This is a genomic window from Pseudomonas yamanorum, assembly GCF_900105735.1.
GTDB classification, from domain to species: Bacteria; Pseudomonadota; Gammaproteobacteria; order Pseudomonadales; family Pseudomonadaceae; genus Aquipseudomonas; species Aquipseudomonas yamanorum.
This window is the reverse complement of the sequence record NZ_LT629793.1, coordinates 1,330,630-1,346,288: the sequence shown is the minus strand read 5'-3', so window position 1 is coordinate 1,346,288 and position 15,659 is coordinate 1,330,630. Positions and strand designations below refer to the sequence as shown.

The 15,659-nt window shown below is 61.2% G+C and carries 12 protein-coding genes; 5 read left to right on the top strand and 7 right to left on the bottom strand.

The annotated features are described in order from the left end of the window. Window positions 1–48: 48 nt before the first annotated feature. From alc to puuE, 3 genes are all read right to left on the bottom strand, one after another. Entirely contained in the window at window positions 49–1,044 is a 996-nt protein-coding gene (alc, locus tag BLU46_RS06580) for an allantoicase (RefSeq protein WP_063032007.1), read from the bottom strand. A gap of 80 nt (window positions 1,045–1,124) precedes the next feature. Beyond that, window positions 1,125–1,640, bottom strand: coding sequence for a 2-oxo-4-hydroxy-4-carboxy-5-ureidoimidazoline decarboxylase (uraD, locus tag BLU46_RS06575; RefSeq protein ID WP_063032005.1), 516 nt, complete (start codon window positions 1,638–1,640; stop codon window positions 1,125–1,127). Further along, a complete protein-coding gene (gene puuE, locus BLU46_RS06570; protein ID WP_093200029.1) occupies window positions 1,637–2,563 on the bottom strand; it encodes an allantoinase PuuE in 927 nt (308 codons plus the stop codon). The genes uraD and puuE overlap by 4 nt, the downstream gene beginning before the upstream one ends. Before the next feature lie 460 nt (window positions 2,564–3,023). Here puuE and uraH point away from each other — a divergent pair, with 460 nt between their 5' ends. Then, window positions 3,024–3,377 carry a hydroxyisourate hydrolase gene (uraH, locus tag BLU46_RS06560; protein ID WP_003209117.1) on the top strand — a complete coding sequence of 118 codons (354 nt, stop codon included), beginning with the start codon at window positions 3,024–3,026 and terminating at the stop codon, window positions 3,375–3,377. 159 nt (window positions 3,378–3,536) lie between these two features. Next, window positions 3,537–8,669, top strand: a complete 5,133-nt coding sequence (locus tag BLU46_RS06555) for a dermonecrotic toxin domain-containing protein (protein WP_231988883.1) — start codon at window positions 3,537–3,539, stop codon at window positions 8,667–8,669. Window positions 8,670–8,707: 38 nt separating this feature from the next. On the opposite strand, the gene BLU46_RS06550 is transcribed toward BLU46_RS06555, so the two are convergent. From BLU46_RS06550 to BLU46_RS06540, 3 genes are all read right to left on the bottom strand, one after another. Next, a complete protein-coding gene (locus BLU46_RS06550) occupies window positions 8,708–9,334 on the bottom strand; it encodes a LysE family translocator (RefSeq protein ID WP_093200025.1) in 627 nt (208 codons plus the stop codon). A gap of 63 nt (window positions 9,335–9,397) precedes the next feature. Beyond that, entirely contained in the window at window positions 9,398–10,744 is a 1,347-nt protein-coding gene (locus BLU46_RS06545) for an NCS2 family permease (RefSeq protein ID WP_093200020.1), read from the bottom strand. Window positions 10,745–10,934: 190 nt separating this feature from the next. After that, window positions 10,935–11,369, bottom strand: a complete 435-nt coding sequence (locus BLU46_RS06540) for a MarR family winged helix-turn-helix transcriptional regulator (protein WP_063031996.1) — start codon at window positions 11,367–11,369, stop codon at window positions 10,935–10,937. Between the two features lie 82 nt (window positions 11,370–11,451). Here BLU46_RS06540 and BLU46_RS06535 point away from each other — a divergent pair, with 82 nt between their 5' ends. Together BLU46_RS06535 and BLU46_RS06530 are read left to right on the top strand one after the other, a co-directional pair. Continuing rightward, window positions 11,452–12,618 (top strand): aminotransferase-like domain-containing protein, encoded by a 1,167-nt coding sequence (locus tag BLU46_RS06535; RefSeq protein WP_093200016.1) that lies wholly within the window; start codon window positions 11,452–11,454, stop codon window positions 12,616–12,618. Between the two features lie 10 nt (window positions 12,619–12,628). Continuing rightward, complete coding sequence (locus BLU46_RS06530) at window positions 12,629–13,231, top strand: glutathione S-transferase family protein (RefSeq protein WP_063031992.1); 603 nt, start codon at window positions 12,629–12,631, stop codon at window positions 13,229–13,231. Window positions 13,232–13,337: 106 nt separating this feature from the next. Here BLU46_RS06530 and BLU46_RS06525 read toward each other — a convergent pair whose 3' ends face one another. After that, window positions 13,338–14,234 carry a LysR family transcriptional regulator gene (locus BLU46_RS06525; protein WP_063031990.1) on the bottom strand — a complete coding sequence of 299 codons (897 nt, stop codon included), beginning with the start codon at window positions 14,232–14,234 and terminating at the stop codon, window positions 13,338–13,340. A 131-nt stretch (window positions 14,235–14,365) separates the two neighbouring features. On the opposite strand from BLU46_RS06525, the gene BLU46_RS06520 reads away from it, so the two are divergent. Beyond that, window positions 14,366–15,658 carry a CitMHS family transporter gene (locus BLU46_RS06520; RefSeq protein WP_087694787.1) on the top strand — a complete coding sequence of 431 codons (1,293 nt, stop codon included), beginning with the start codon at window positions 14,366–14,368 and terminating at the stop codon, window positions 15,656–15,658. Window position 15,659: the final 1 nt, after the last annotated feature.

Below are 15,659 nucleotides of genomic sequence, written 5' to 3'. Positions count from 1 at the left end.
GAGCGTCACGGTATGCATTCCCACGCAGAGCGTGGGAACGATCGGGTGTTACTTCGAGACCTTGCCCAAAACCCGCAGGCGGCTCACACCACCATCCGGGAACACATTCAGACGAATGTGGGTGATCGGGCCCAGCGCCTTGATCTGCTCGGCAAAGGTGTGTTCAGCGTGCATTTCCAGTTTCTGCGCCGGGAGCAGTTCGCGCCAGAACAGCGATTGGGTTTCGATCTGGCTGTCGGTGCCGCCCTTCACGAACGCACCCTGGATCGAGCAAGTGTCCGGGTAGTTGCCCTTGAAGTGCAGGGTGTCGACCACGATCTTCTCGATCTCGCCCGGGTGGCCCAGTGCGACGATCACCCAGTCATTGCCCGGCGTACGACGACGTGCGGTTTCCCAGCCGTCGCCCATGTTGATGCCACGGCCCGGGTTGAGGATGTTGCTCATGCGCCCGAAGTGTTCATCGGAGCAGGCCAGTGCGCGGCCGCCGTTCAATGCAGCAGCCAGGTCCACCTGTTCGTTGTCGCCCACCGCCGACCAGTCGCGGAACGGAATGCCGTACACACGCAGACGGGCCACACCACCGTCCGGGTAGATGTTGAAGCGCAGGTGGCTGAACGCCTGGTCGTTGTTGATCTCGTGGAAGTGATGGCTGTTGCCTTGCAGCTCTACAGCCGACAGCACTTCAACCCACTGGGTGTTGTCATCCGGCTCGCCGCTCGCGAGGAAGCAGGCTTCCAGGGACGCCGATGGCGGGAAGTTGCCGGTGAAGAATGAAGTGTCGATGTCCACGCCTTTGATCGAACCCGGTACGCCCAGGCGGATCACCGCGCTGTCGTAGCCTTCGAAGCGCTTGCGGCGCGACTCCCAGCCGTCCATCCACTTGCCGTTGTCATCGAAAACGCCCTCCTTCCACACGGCCGGGGTCGGCTGGAACAGGCGGTTGGCGTCGGCGAACCAGTCATCGGTGACAGAGATGATCTTGGTGCCCAGGCGGGCGTCGGCCAGGTTGACGAACTTCTCGAAAGGTACGGCGTAAGCTTTCATTCTTCTTGTCTGCCTTAAAGTAAGTGGCTTGGGATGCTCGCCAGGCCCTGGGCGTTCATGAACCGCTCGGGCGAGGTCTGCTAAAGGGTCAGTAATCGGAACAACGCGATTTTATTGATCTCGGCCAGCGCGCATTTGAACTCGGCTTCCACCGAGTTGTGAATGCGCGTTTCAAACGCGGCGAGGATCTGGTGCCGGTTGCTGCCTTTTACCGCCATGATGAAGGGAAACTTGAACTTGGCCTTGTAGCCATCGTTCAGCTCGGTGAAGCGAGAAAACTCTTCGGCCGTGCATTGGTGAATACCGGCGCCAGCCTGTTCATTAGTGCTGGCTTCGGTCAACTGGCCCTGGACGGCCGCTTTGCCCGCCAGGTCCGGGTGAGCGTTGATCAGGGCCAGTTGACTGGTGTGATCAGCGCTCAACAGGATGTCGCTCATGCGCTGGTGCAGGGTTTCGATCTCGTCGATCGAAGCGTCCTGGCCCAGGTCGAAGGCCTTTTCGGCCACCCATGGCGAATGTTCGTAGATGTCGGCGAAGGCTTTGACGAACGCGTCGCGGCTCAGGGTCGAGGGTTTCAAGGTCTGGAACGCAGTCATTTGGCGGCTCCCTGGAAAGGGTGCACGTCATGCCAGTGACGGGCGATGTCCACGCGGCGGGTAAACCACACCTGATCATGGCCCTTGGCGTATTCGATAAAACGCTTGAGGGCGGCCAGGCGTGCCGGGCGGCCGATCAGGCGGCAGTGCAGGCCGATGGAGAGCATCTTCGGTGCTTCCGCGCCTTCGGCATACAGCACGTCGAAGGCGTCCTTGAGGTATTCGAAAAAGTCGTCGCCCTTGTTGAAACCCTGGACCTGGGTGAAGCGCATGTCATTGGTGTCCAGGGTATAGGGGATCACCAGGTGCGGCTTGCCGGTCGGGTTGTTGGGTTCCCAGTAGGGCAGGTCGTCGTCGTAGGTGTCGCAGTCGTAAAGGAAACCGCCTTCCTCCATCACCAGCCGCCGGGTGTTGGGGCCGGTGCGCCCGGTGTACCAGCCCAGAGGGCGTTCGCCGGTGAGTTCGGTGAGGATGCGGATCGCTTCGAGCATGTGCTCGCGTTCCTGGGCCTCATCCATGTATTGGTAGTCGATCCAGCGGTAGCCGTGGCTGCAGATCTCGTGGCCGGCGGCGACCATCGCGCGGATCACGTCCGGGTGGCGCTGGGCGGCCATGGCCACGGCGAAAATGGTCAGCGGGATATCGAATTCCTTGAACAGCTTGAGGATGCGCCACACGCCGGCCCGGCTGCCGTATTCGTACAGCGACTCCATGCTCATGTTGCGCTCGCCTTGCAGCGGTTGCGCCGAGACCATTTCCGAGAGGAAGGCTTCCGACTCTTTGTCGCCGTGCAAGATGTTGCGCTCGCCACCTTCTTCGTAGTTGAGTACGAACGACAGGGCGATACGGGCCTTGCCCGGCCAGTGTGGGTGAGGAGGGTTACTGCCGTAACCGATCAGGTCGCGTGGGTAGTCAGCGCTCACTGCAGTCTTCCTTCTTGTTCGTGGTAGCGGTGTGTGTGGCGGCCGGGCAGCGGAAAGACTGGGTGGCGTCACAACGATGACTGATTGTATACAACTTAGTGCGCACTTTGTAAGCCTGTATTTCTGCATTTTTTCCGCAGGGTCTTTGCAGAGTAGCACTGCAAGAAACCTGCCTGACTGGTCAGCTAAATTGAAAAAAAACTCATTCACTGTAGGAGCGTGCTTGTTCGCGAAAAACCGGAGAACGCCTCGGTAACCCTGAAGCGCTGCGTTATCGTTGACGATCTTCGCGAGCACGCTCGCTCCTGCAGAATCGGCGTCAGTAACGGAGAGCGGGCTTGTTGAATTTATTGTGTACAATTTTTTTGAAAAGTGTCTTAATCAGCCATCGCCGGCTTTTTCAGTGACCTGAAAAGGTGCGGTCTTTCACTTTACTGACTTCGGGAGGCGCGCAGACGCTATGGGACGTTTGACCACACACGTATTGGACGCCGCACATGGCTGCCCCGGCAGCGCGATCAAGGTTGAGTTGTACCGTGTCGAGGGCGCACAGCTTGAGCTGGTCGCCAGCACCCTGACCAACAGCGACGGCCGCTGCGATGCACCCCTGCTGCAAGGCGATGACTACCGCAGCGGTGTCTATCAGTTGCAGTTCAGCGCCGGCGATTACTACCGCGCCCGCGGTGTGCAACTGCCCGAACCTGCGTTTCTCGATGTGGTAGTGCTGCGCTTCGGCATCAGCGCTGAACAGGATCACTACCACGTGCCTTTGCTGATTTCGCCTTACAGCTACTCCACCTATCGCGGTAGCTGAGTCGTCACCGCGCTTCACACCCCCAAAGCTCTTCGTTGGTTTTTCGCCCGCTCACACTGCGGGCTTTTTTTCGCCTGCTGATCGGGCCCTATCTATGTAAGGCCCGCCGGGTGAACGCAGTGCCTACCCTCGCAGTTTTCATCTGGAGCGGTTGGCAACATGACCATGGAACCCGATCAACCTGAGCCTGCGGACGAAGGGCAGGACCTGCCTGCGATGGACCTGGCGCGCATCCGCCATAGCCTGATGCGCCGGCTCAACGCCAGCCCTGCGCCCAGTCGCTTTATCAACAACCTGCACGCCGCCCATGGGCGCTGCAACGAGTCGGGTCGGCAACTGCGCCGGATCATGTACCACGCACCACGAATCCAGCGGCTGGTGCGTGGAGTGCTGCGTGAGCATTTCAGCCTGGACCCCGACACCCTGTGGTTCACCGTCGCAGCACTGCCCGGCCAGCCTGGCCGGGTGGACAGCCTGACGGAGCGGGCCATGGCCTTGCTGCACGTGCGGGTGTTTCCCCTCAACATCAATCAATTCACGCGCTTGAGCCTCCAGGGCGAACCCGCCGCCAGCGTACGGTTGACCCCGCGGGAAATCCTGAACCGGGTGAATGCGCTGGACCTTCCGGCGCGTATCGGTGCGGCAAGGGCGGACTATTGGCAGGGCTTGTCGCCTGGCAGCGCGTTGTCGCGCACCGAGCACTGTGTGCAGTTGCAGCGCCGTTTTTGGGTGGATAAGGCCCTGCTGGCCCATGCCCTGTGCCAACTGTCGGACGACGGCCTCGACATGGTCCTGGGCCTGGTCGATGCTTCCACACCGCAAGCGCGGCAGCGTGCGGGCGGCGACTGGGCATCCTTGTACGCCAGTGAATTGCAGTGGGGCGCAGTGCCACTGGGCGGCGCGCTGCACCTGTGCCGGCGTGGCGCGGGCCAGGACCTTCGGCAAGTGGTTTACCTGCCCGGCGCGGCCCAGGGGTTTTATGAGTTTGCCAGTTGGGCGGCGATGCAGCGTGACCTGCCGGCGGTGATTCTCGAACTCGGACACGCGAGTTTGCCGCTGCGCCGCCAAGATGAATGGGCAACACAGCCTTTCAGGGTAACCCGTGGGACTGAACTGACCGCCGATGCCCTGCGGCACAGTGCATGGGTCCAGATCCAGGTTCAGGGCGACAACGAGTGGGAGTGCCTCGATCTCCGGCGTGCAGGCGGGACATCACCCGGCTTGAGTTTGCAACAGCGCCTGCACCAAGTGGAGCGCGCGCGGCGGCCCGTGACCGGCTCGCCTTTGTTGAACCAGGCCATCGAGCAATTGTTGGTGTGGGACCACAAGCGTCGCGCCAGGGAAATCACCTGTGGGCTGCTTCATCCCGGCATGGCGGTACGAACCCGTGAGGCGCTGGTGCAGCGCCATGAGCGGGGTGTGCTGGCGTTGCTGGACTCGAAGGATTTGCTCAGGGACTGCCCGCCGTATGACGGCTTCATCGCCCTGCAAACTCAATGGCAGGAGCAGGTGTCAGTGGTTTCTACACTGCTGGAAGGCCAGGAGGCGCAACTGGCCGTGCGTGAGTTCTGGCTACAGACGCCAGCCGGAAGCGCGCATAACCGGGTTGCGCAATTGTTGAGCGGGCAGCGCAACGCCATGCTCCACGAGGCGCACTTGCAGCGACGGTTGGGGCTGATCACCGAGGCCAATCTGGCGGCGCTGAAAGAGGCCCTGAACAAAGGCGACGCGCCCCGCAGTTGCCGTGTGTTAAGCCTGTCCTTTGGCCAGTCCGGGCAACCGCTTTTCCCGTTGCATGGAGTGTTTGTCGTCACCACGCCTCAGGGCCTGAGCCAGCCGGCACTGCCGGAGCCCGTGCTGTTGCAGGTGCCGGGCAAGGAGGGCGGATTGCAGACGTTTACTTCCCTGGACGATCTCTCTGCCAGCCTCGATGCCAGTCTCAAAAGCCCGGATGGCTCTGCATTATGGCGTTGTGTAAGCCGTGACCAGCGGCAATCTGCGCGGGAGCTGGTGCGCGGCCCAGGCGTTGCTACACCGGTGCTGGTCTACTTTCAGGTGATAGAGGGCAACCTCCTGTCCGAGAGTTTTCAGGCATGCATCCGGCGTGCGCAGCAGCACCTGCGTTGGGTGGACGCCGGCGGGCGGCCGTTCAGCGAGGTCAGCGATACCGGGTTGGCGCGTACGTTGTTGTCCCTGGAGCTGGCGCATCAGCTACACGTGCCGGACAGTGCCGCCCGGGCGGTGGCGTTGGCCAATGTCAGCATGCTGCGGCTGGCGGCGGCGCACGTGAAAGTCATGCCAGCGTGGCTGGCCGGTGCCGGCCAGGCGTTGCGCAAGCGTTATCAGCGACAATCGCTCCAGCACCTCGAAAGCTGCGCGGTACTTGAACAACAGCTGGCGTTGGCCTTGCCGAGCCTGGAGGCCTTTGCTCGAGCCACCTTAATCGAGCGTTTGCACAAGGACAGGCTTCACCCGCAACTTGACATCGACGAGCCCTTTCTCGACATGCCCGACGATGTCAGCTCCCATTGGCAGTCTCACCCTCAACGGCCGGCGGGGGATTCCGGGGTGCGGGTGGTGGTCAGCCCGCAACGCAACACCTACAGCCTGTTGCAACTGGCACTGCACAACCTGGATGCAGAGGCGCCCTGGACTGAGCTGCGCCTGCACTACAGCCGTTACCTGAATGCGCACTGGTCCAGGCAATTGCCGGCAAACGCGTTGATCGAGCTGATTTCCAGCCTGGATGTGGCCGGACAGTACGAGCAGTTGGTCATCCGGGCCTTTTACCCCACAAAGGATGAGACGTCGGCGTTACCGCCAGCGCTGGTCGAAAGGCCCCTGAGCCAACAGGCACGGCTGGCTTTATTTAGTGCCACTCAACAAGGCCTGAGTGCGGCGGGCCAAAGCTTGTTCGCGACCGCGCTGGCTGCACGCACGCCGCAGGACCTGCAGAAAAACGGGCACGCGCTACAACTGTGCTTCGTGCATCTGGCGGCGCTGACCCTCAAATTGCCTCGGCATGTCGCCGGTATGCTGCTGATCCATGACCAGGTCTCGGCGGTGACGCTGCTCTACTGGCCCCAGGTCAAGGGCCATGCACCACTGAGTGAACATGCCAGCCTCGCGGCGGCGATGCAGGTGTTGATAGACCTGGCGGCGCGCCCGGAAAATCGTGTGCAATTGGCGCTACAGATTGCGCCGGGGTGGGAGGAGGACGCGCTGGCAGGCTATCCGGTGCCGGTCAGCCCCCAGCCGTGGACGTTTGACTGGCGCACGGCGATCCCGCCGTTGAGCCGGCGGCTTCCCGGTTCACTGTTTGACGGCCTCATGTTGACCTATAACGTGATTAAGCGATGGTTCGCCGTGCGTCGCCAGCAACCGGCCACCACCTTGGCGGAGACTGAGCAGGAGATTGGCGAGCAGATCGAACAGGATCCCCGGCAGTGGCTGGGTATTACCCGCACCACGGGCAGCGACATGTTGCGAATCCTCGCCCATGGCCAATTGCTGGGCCTGCACCGGGAGGTGCGAGCCATGGCCAATTCACGCCGTGCGCTGCAAGACTACCGTCAGCTGCGCCTCGACGAACAGTCGGCGGCGCGTGCGCGGGGCTTGTTATCGTTTATTCCGGGCGTGAGTATCGGAGTCAATCTGTATGAGCTGTTGCTCGCCGCCCGCCGTGCCCATCACAGTGGCGACCCAGCGGATGCGGTGGCCGCCGGTTTTGCGGCATTGGTATTGTTGGCTGATGTGGCCCTGTCTTTGGCGCCTCAGGGCAAAGCCAGCCCCAGGTTGGGGGCGCTGCTAACCCGGGTCAGACACCGCCAATGGCTGCAGGACGGTGGTGTTGGCAACCTGCGTCTGCCATCCCCGGTCAGAAACCTCAAAGGGTTGGACGCGTTCAAGAAGCCACCAGTGATCGAGGAGGCCGTGACATTGCATGGACCGGTCAACAAGGGCAGCTACGTCAAGGGCGGCGAGCAATTTATCCTCGACGGGGATTCCGCGTACCCGGTGTACCGTCGTAATTCTGAACAAACCCTGCGCTTGAAAAATACCCACAACGAAGGCCAGGACGAGCTGCTGCTGTACGTGGAGCAATCCGGCGAGCGATTGCTGGGAGCCGATGCGCCCGAACCCCGGCCCGGGCCCAGTTCCGGAATCTATCGGCCGTGGGAAGCGCCGCAGGTAGGGAGTGAATGGATTGCCCCGGTTGTGCCACATACTGAGCGCCTGGCCCGGCAACCGCCGTTGGCTTCCAGTCATTGGCAAGCCTGGGGCCAAGGGTTGGAAGGGCCTGGAATCCAGGAGATATCGCCGTCACGGAGGTTGTATCGCATTCAGGGAGAGAGGCCCTACGACGCGGTCAGGTTTGGGGATAAATATTATGAATTGTTGCCCAATGGTTCGACGGCTCCAGCGGGCATCATATTTTTAAAGCAGCCCGAGTTGCTTCCTGTAGCGATCAGGGATGAGTTAACGCGGTGGATGCTGCCTGGCCCGCGCGAGCAGCCGATCCCGGCCACCTTTGGCGCCGATCAGTTATGGACCCCACGTGCGCCGCTCTTCACCCGGCCCATTGCGGATTACGTTGGCGACGCTTTTCCCGACCTGACGCCGGCCAGTCGCTATTTCGTCACCACACGGCTGCTGGAAATAACCGACACCGGCCGTTCGATGACTGCCACCCGCATGCTGAACATTCGCGCAACCCTGGATGAGTGGCTGCCACCTTTTCCCGAGGCGTCGGGCCAGACCGACGACCTGTTTCGCATGCTCAGGCCACTCACGCGACGGCAAAAATTGAGCGTCAATATTGGCCGGGAGGGGACAACACCGGGGCTTGAGCGGGTCGATTTCGTGCCGTTGACGCCGATCGCCTCCGACGTACTCATCAAACCTGCCGAGGGCTCCGGTCACGCTCGGCCGATCGTTGCCCAGCATGCGGTGTTACAGGTGCTGGAGCGTCAGGGCTTTGCCATTAAAAAAATACACAAAAGCAGCACCGCAGGACTGTACAACTTATCGTGCACGCATCCGAAGTCCAGCAACCTGTATTACGTATTGACGCGCTGGAGCGACTCGTCGAACGTTCGTCTGAACTCGGGCCGCATGGTGCAACTGTCTGACGCTTGGTTGCGCCATAGCGCCCAGCAGCAACCGCAGATTTACACGCCGATCATACGGGCACTGGAGGAGGGGCGTCTGGTCCGGATAATTGGGGGCATTCAACAGATCGGGCAAGGTAATCCGGTGACGGTGTTCTTTGTCAAAATGGAGCGTTTCTAGGCGGGCCCGGTAGCGTCGGCGCCACCGGGCCAGGCGGGTCAGCGACTCAATAAAGAGGCCGCCCCCGCGCCACTGAACAACCCGGCGCTGATCCGGTTGAACCAGCTCTGGCCTCTGCCGCTGCGCAGGTAGCGCGCGGCACCATGGGCGCCGAGGCCGTAGGCCAGTTTGCACAGCAGGTCGAGCACGGTCCAGGTGGCGATCATGATCAGCAACTGCGGCAAAAAGGCCTGCTGGGCACTGAGGAATTGCGGCAGGAAGGCGGCGAAAAACAGAATGTCCTTCGGGTTGCTGGCGCCCAGCACAAAGGCGCGCCCGAACAGCGCACGAAAACGCGGAGTCGCCGCCACTTGTGGTACGTCGGAACCGTGGGACGGTTGCCGCGATTGCTGCCAGCTCTGCCAGGCAAGGTAGAACAAGTACAGCGCGCCGACGATCTTCAGGGCGCTGAACAGTTGTTCCGATGCCAGCAACAACGCACCCAATCCTAGCGCCGAAGCGCTCAACAGGCAGATGGAAGCGATCACCCCACCGAGAAAGGCCGGGTACGAACGGCGCAGGCCGTAGTTCAGGCTGTTGCTGATCATCAGCAAGGACAGGGGGCCGGGGATCAGGATCACCACCAGCGCAGCGCCGCTGAACAGCAGCCAGGTTTCCAGACTCATTGCATTCCTCCATTCGTACAAAAGCCCCACCCGACGGGGTGAGGCAGGGTCAAGCAGGTTGGCCTACAGGAACGCGAACTTGGCGATGAAGATCGCGCAAAGCACCCACAGGCTGATGGAAATTTCCTTGTGTTTACCGGTGCCGGCCTTCAGCGCCACGTAGGTGATAAAACCCAACGCGATGCCATCGGCGACGGAAAAGGTCAGAGGCATCATGATCGCCGTGACGATCGCCGGAATGCTGTCGGTGGCGTCGTCCCAATTGATATGGGCCATGCCGCTCATCATCAGCATCGCCACATAGATCAACGCGCCTGCGGTGGCATAGGCCGGAATCATGCCAGCCAGCGGCGCGAAAAACATCGCTGCGATAAACAGCACACCCACGGTGACGGCGGTCAGCCCGGTACGGCCACCGGCGGCCACCCCGGCGGCGCTTTCCACATAACTGGTGACGGGCGGCACGCCGACCATGGCGCCGAACACGCTGGAGGCACTGTCGGCTTTCAGGGCGCGGGAAAGGTTTTCGATCTTGCCGTCGGCATTCACCAGGCCTGCGCGCTGGGCGACGCCCATCAAGGTGCCGGCGGTGTCGAACATGTGCACAAACAGGAAGGCGAACACCACGCTGATCATGCTGACGTTGAACACGCCCATCACGTCCATCGCCATCCAGGTCGGTGCCAGGCTTGGCGGGGTGGCCATGATGCCGTGGTATTCCACCAGGCCCAGGCCCCAGCCGGCGAGGGTCACGGCGATGATGCTGATCAGGATCGCGCCGAATACCCGGTGGTAGCTGAGGATCGCAATCAGCAGGAAGCAGATGGCCGCCAGCAGCGGAGCGGGTTCATGCAGGGAGCCGAGCTTGATCAGGGTGGTCGGGCTTTGCACGATGATGCCGGCGGTTTTCAGGCCGATCACCCCGAGAAACAGCCCGACACCGGCGCCCATCGCGTGGCGCAGGCTCACCGGAATGCTGTTGAGCAGCCACTCGCGAATACGCGAGAGCGTCAGGATCATGAACAACACCCCGGAGATAAATACCGCACCCAGTGCGGTCTCCCAGTTGTAGCCCATGGTCCCGACCACGGTGTAGGTGAAAAACGCGTTCAGGCCCATGCCCGGCGCCAGGCCTACTGGCCAGTTGGCGTAGAGCCCCATCAGCAGGCAACCCAGCGCGGCGGCGATGCAGGTGGCGACAAACGCCGCGCCGTGATCGATGCCGGCGTCGGCCATGATGTTGGGGTTGACGAAGATGATGTAGGCCATGGTGATAAAGGTCGTGAGGCCAGCGATCAGCTCGGTCTTCACTGTGGTGCCATGCAAGCGGAGTTTGAACAGGCGTTCCAGCCAACCGTTGTGGGTTGGCGAGAGGTCGAGCGTAGGGGCTTCGGATTTGCGGCTTTCCACAGCAAGTACTCCTCAAGAGTTTTATTGTTATTTCCAGCGCCGGACACATGAGTGGGCAGCAGCGCTTTGAGGTACCAGCGGGTTTTGTTGACCAATAGGTCAGGAACTCGCACGAAGCGAATTATGCTTTTGTATACAAATAAAGCAAATAATGTTTTGTATTTTGTGTGCGAAAAGGATGAAAGGCAATTCAGGATTGGCCACTGAGTGCCTTGTTTACCGCCAGCCAGCCTTCTACTGCCGTTTCGCCAGCCTCGGCAAACGCCCGTTGCAGCAGCTTCACTTGCTCGCGCCGCAGGGATTGTTCGAAACGCTGACCTTCCTCGGTCAACTCCAGCAAGCGCTTACGTTTGTCGGTCTCGGACGCCACGCTGTTTACCAGGTGCATTTCCTGCAGTTGGCGCAGCGGCATGTTCAACGCCTGTTTGCTCACCCCGAGCAATTCCAGCAACTCCTTGACGCTCAAGGTCGGGTAGCGCGCGATAAAAAACACAATGCGTTGATGCACCCGGCTCAAGCCGCGACGTTCAAGCATTTCGTCGGCCTTGGCGGTGAACGCTTGGTAGCCGAAGAAGAAAGCTTCCATGGCGGTTTGTTGGCTGGTCTGGTTTTTAAGGTCAAGCATATTGACGTATTTGCCCAAGTCGTCGTAATTTCGGTCAACTAGTTTGACGTATTTCCCTCAGGCTTCGCTACCGGTGACCCTTATGGCCTTTTCAGAACGTGTTTCGCGCCTTAAAAGCTCCTTGATCCGTGAAATCCTCGCGGCAGCGCAAAAACCGCAGGTGATGTCCTTCGCCGGTGGCCTGCCGGCCGAAGTGATGCTGCCCAAGCTGGATTGGACGGACATGCCGCTGAACATCGGCCAGTACGGCATGAGCGAAGGCGAGCCGCAGTTGCGTGAACTGCTGGCGGCCGAGGCGCGGGTGCTGGGTATTCCGTGCGAGGCCCGTCACATCATGGTGGTCAGCGGCTCCCAGCAAACCCTGGATCTGGCGGCCAAGCTGTACATCGACAAGGGCACCAAAATCCTGCTGGAAGGCCCGACCTACCTGGCGGCGTTGCAGATATTCCAACTGTTCGGCGCTGATTGCCTGACCGTGCAGCTTGAGGCGGACGGTCCGGACCTTAAGGCGCTACGCAACAGCCTTGAGCAGCACCGTCCGTCCTTCGTCTACTTGATCCCGACCTTCCAGAACCCCTCGGCCGTGCGCTACAGCGAGGCCAAGCGCGAGGCCGTCGCCGCGCTGCTGGACGAGTTCGGCGTGACCCTGGTCGAGGACGAGCCCTACCGCGAACTGACCTTCGACGGCGGCAGTGCGCAACCCATCGTCAGCCGGTTGAAGAAGGCCAGCTGGATCTACACCGGCACCGTGTCCAAGACCCTGCTGCCCGGCCTGCGGGTCGGTTACCTGATCGCCAGCCCGGACCTGTTCCCGCACCTGCTCAAGCTCAAGCAATCGGCGGACCTGCACACCAACCGCGTTGGCCAGTGGCAGGCAATGCAATGGATCGGCACCGAGAAATACCAGCACCACCTGGTGGAACTGCGCAGTTTCTACCGAGGCCGCCGCGATGCATTCCAGGCTGCACTGGCGCGGCATTTCAGCGACCTGGCCGACTGGCAAATACCCCAGGGCGGATTATTCTTCTGGCTGACCTTGAAACAGCCGCTCGATACCCGCACCTTGTTGGCACCTGCGCTCGACCAGGACATCGCGTTCATGCCCGGTGAGCCGTTCTTTTCCGAGCCGGATAACCATCACGGTCACTTGCGGCTCAATTTCAGCCATATCGACCCGGCGCGCTTGGACGAAGGTCTCAAGCGTCTCGCTGCGGTGGTCCGTCAAGCACAGCACGCGCAAGCGGCATAGGGGAGCCTCCATGTATAAGGTTTACGGCGATTACAAATCGGGCAACTGCTACAAGGTCAAACTCATGCTCAGCCTGTTGGGCATCGACTATGAGTGGATTGATATCGACATCCTGAAGGGCGATACCCAGACTCCGGAGTTCCTGGCCAAGAACCCCAACGGCAAGATCCCGGTGCTGGAGCTCGAAGACGGCACCTGCCTGTGGGAATCCAACGCGATCCTCAACTTCCTCGCCGACGGCAGCGAGTTCCTGCCCACCGAACCGCGCCTGCGCACCCAAGTGCTGCAGTGGCAGTTTTTCGAGCAGTACAGCCATGAGCCGTACATCGCGGTGGCGCGGTTTATTCAGTTTTACCTGGGGCTGCCGGAAGATCGGCTGGAGGAATACAAGAAGCTGCACAAGGGCGGTTACAAGGCCCTGAAGGTGATGGAGCGCCAGTTGCAGTTGACACCGTATCTGGTGGGCGACCAGTTCTCGATTGCCGATGTGGCGCTGTATGCCTACACCCATGTGGCGGATGAAGGTGGTTTTGACCTTGGCGCTTATCCGGGAGTGCAGGCGTGGTTGAAGCGTGTGGCCAGCCATCCAAAGCATGTGCCGATGCTGGGCTGACAATGCGGTCAAAAATGTGGGAGCGGGCTTGCTCGCGAAGGCGGTGGATCAGCCAACGTATGTATTGGCTGATCCACCGCCTTCGCGAGCAAGCCCGCTCCCACATTTAGTTTTGCGGTGCGCCAGGTAATTCTTCACTGAGCAACTCAAAACAGCGCTGCGCCGCCGGGCTCAACGGCTGCCCACTGCGACTGATCAGCCCGATCTCCCGGTTCACCCCCGGATGATCAATCGTAATCCGCTTCAACCCCTCCAGACTGTCCGCCGCCGATTCCGGCAACACACTGATCCCCAAGCCCTGCCGCACCAATGCCAACACGGTCGACATGTAATTGGCCTCCATCCCAGCGAGCATCGTCAGGCGCGTCTCGTCGAACAACGCGTCCACCTGTTCCCGCACGCTGCTGTCGCGGCCGGTGAGGATGATCGGTTGCTCGGCCAGTTGCTCCAGGCTTAGCTTGGCATAGCGCGTCAGCGGATGATCCAGCGGCACAAACGCACACAACCGGTCATTCAGCACCGGCACAAACGCCAGCCCATGGCTCAGCCTCGCCCGCACACCAATACCGAAATCCACCTCGCCCGAACGCACTTGTGCATGAATGCGGTGAGCAACCAGGTCATGCAAGCGCACCTCGATCCCGGCAAAACGCTCGCGAAACAGCCGTAGGGCAGGCGGCAATGCACCGGCGCACACGGAGGGCAGGGCGGCGATGGTCACCACGCCCCGGCGCAAGGCAGCGAGGTCGCGGGAGCCGGTGACGATGTTGTCCAGGTCCAGCAACAGCTTCTCCATCGGCCCGCGTGCGTCCAGGCCGGCGGCGGTGATGCTGACGTGGCGCGGGCTGCGGTCGAGCAGAGCAACCCCCAGCCATTCCTCCAGTTGTTGCACCTGTACGGTCAGGGCTGAGGGCGATAGATGCAGTTCGTTGGCCGCCTTGGTAAAGCTGCCCGTACGAGCAACGGCGAGAAACGCCTGGATATGCTGGATCGAATTTTTCATTTTTATTTTGCTCGAGCGTTTTGTTTTTTCGAATATGGAGTGCCGAATATTCCAATTTACAAAGCCTAACGCGATTCCAATACTCCAGGGAAAACAATAACCGGCCGAAAACGCCGTTCTGGAGCTACCCCATGCTCGCTACCCTGGGTGTCATCACCATCCTGTGCCTGCTCACCGCCGTCATGAGCAAGCGCCTGTCGCCACTGGTGGCCCTGATCGCCTTGCCGATCATCGCTGCACTGCTCGGCGGTTTCGGCCTGCAAACCAGTGCCTTCATCATCACCGGCATCAAGAACGTCGCCCCCGTGGTGGGCATGTTTGTGTTTGCGATCCTGTTTTTCGGGATCATGACCGATGCCGGCATGCTGGATCCAATCATTGATCGCATCCTGCGCACGGTAGGGACGCGTCCTACAAGGATTGTCGTCGGTACCGCGACGCTGGCACTGCTGGTGCACCTGGACGGCTCCGGCGCGGTGACCTTTCTGGTGACGGTGCCGGCGATGCTGCCGCTGTACACGCGGCTGGGGATTGATAAACGCATCCTCGCCTGTGTGGCGGCGATGGCGGCGGGGGTCAACTTCCTGCCGTGGACCGGCCCGGTACTGCGTTCCTCGGCGGCGCTGCATGTGCCGGTGGCGGACTTGTTCCAGCCGCTGATCCCGGTGCAGATCGTCGGCCTGGTCTTTGTGTTTGCCTGCGCCTGGTGGCTGGGCCACCGTGAAGAAAAACGCCTGGGGCTGGGCGCTGGTTCCAGCGTGGACGCCGTGCCGCAACGGGTGCTCAGCGACGATGATATTGCCCTGCGTCGCCCGCGGCTGTTCTGGGTCAACCTGATCCTGACCGTACTGGTGATGGTGGTGATGATTGCCGGCTGGGTCGACCCGGTGGTGATGTTCATGCTCGGCACCGTGGTGGCGCTGTGCATCAACTACCCGAACGTCGACGCCCAGCGCGCGCGGATCGATGCCCACGCAAAAACCGCCCTGACCATGGCCAGCATCCTGCTCGCCGCCGGTGTGTTCACCGGCATCATGCAAGGCACTGGCATGCTCAAGGCCATCGCCGAAGTGGCGGTGGCACAGATTCCGGCGGGCCACGGCAAGTTGATCCCGGCGGTGGTGGGCTTCCTGTCGATGCCGTTGAGCATGCTGTTTGACCCTGATTCCTACTATTTCGGCGTGATGCCGGTGATCGCCGAAGTCGGCAAAGCCCTGGGCGTCGACCCGCTGCAAGTGGCCCAGGCCTCATTGCTGGGCGTGCACACCACCGGCTTCCCGGTCAGCCCCCTGACGCCCGCGACCTTCCTGCTGGTGGGCCTGTGCAAGATCGAACTGGCCGATCACCAGCGCTTCACCATCCCCTTTCTGTTTGCTGCGTCGGTGTTGATGACCCTGACGGCTTTGCTCCTGGGAGTGATTTGAC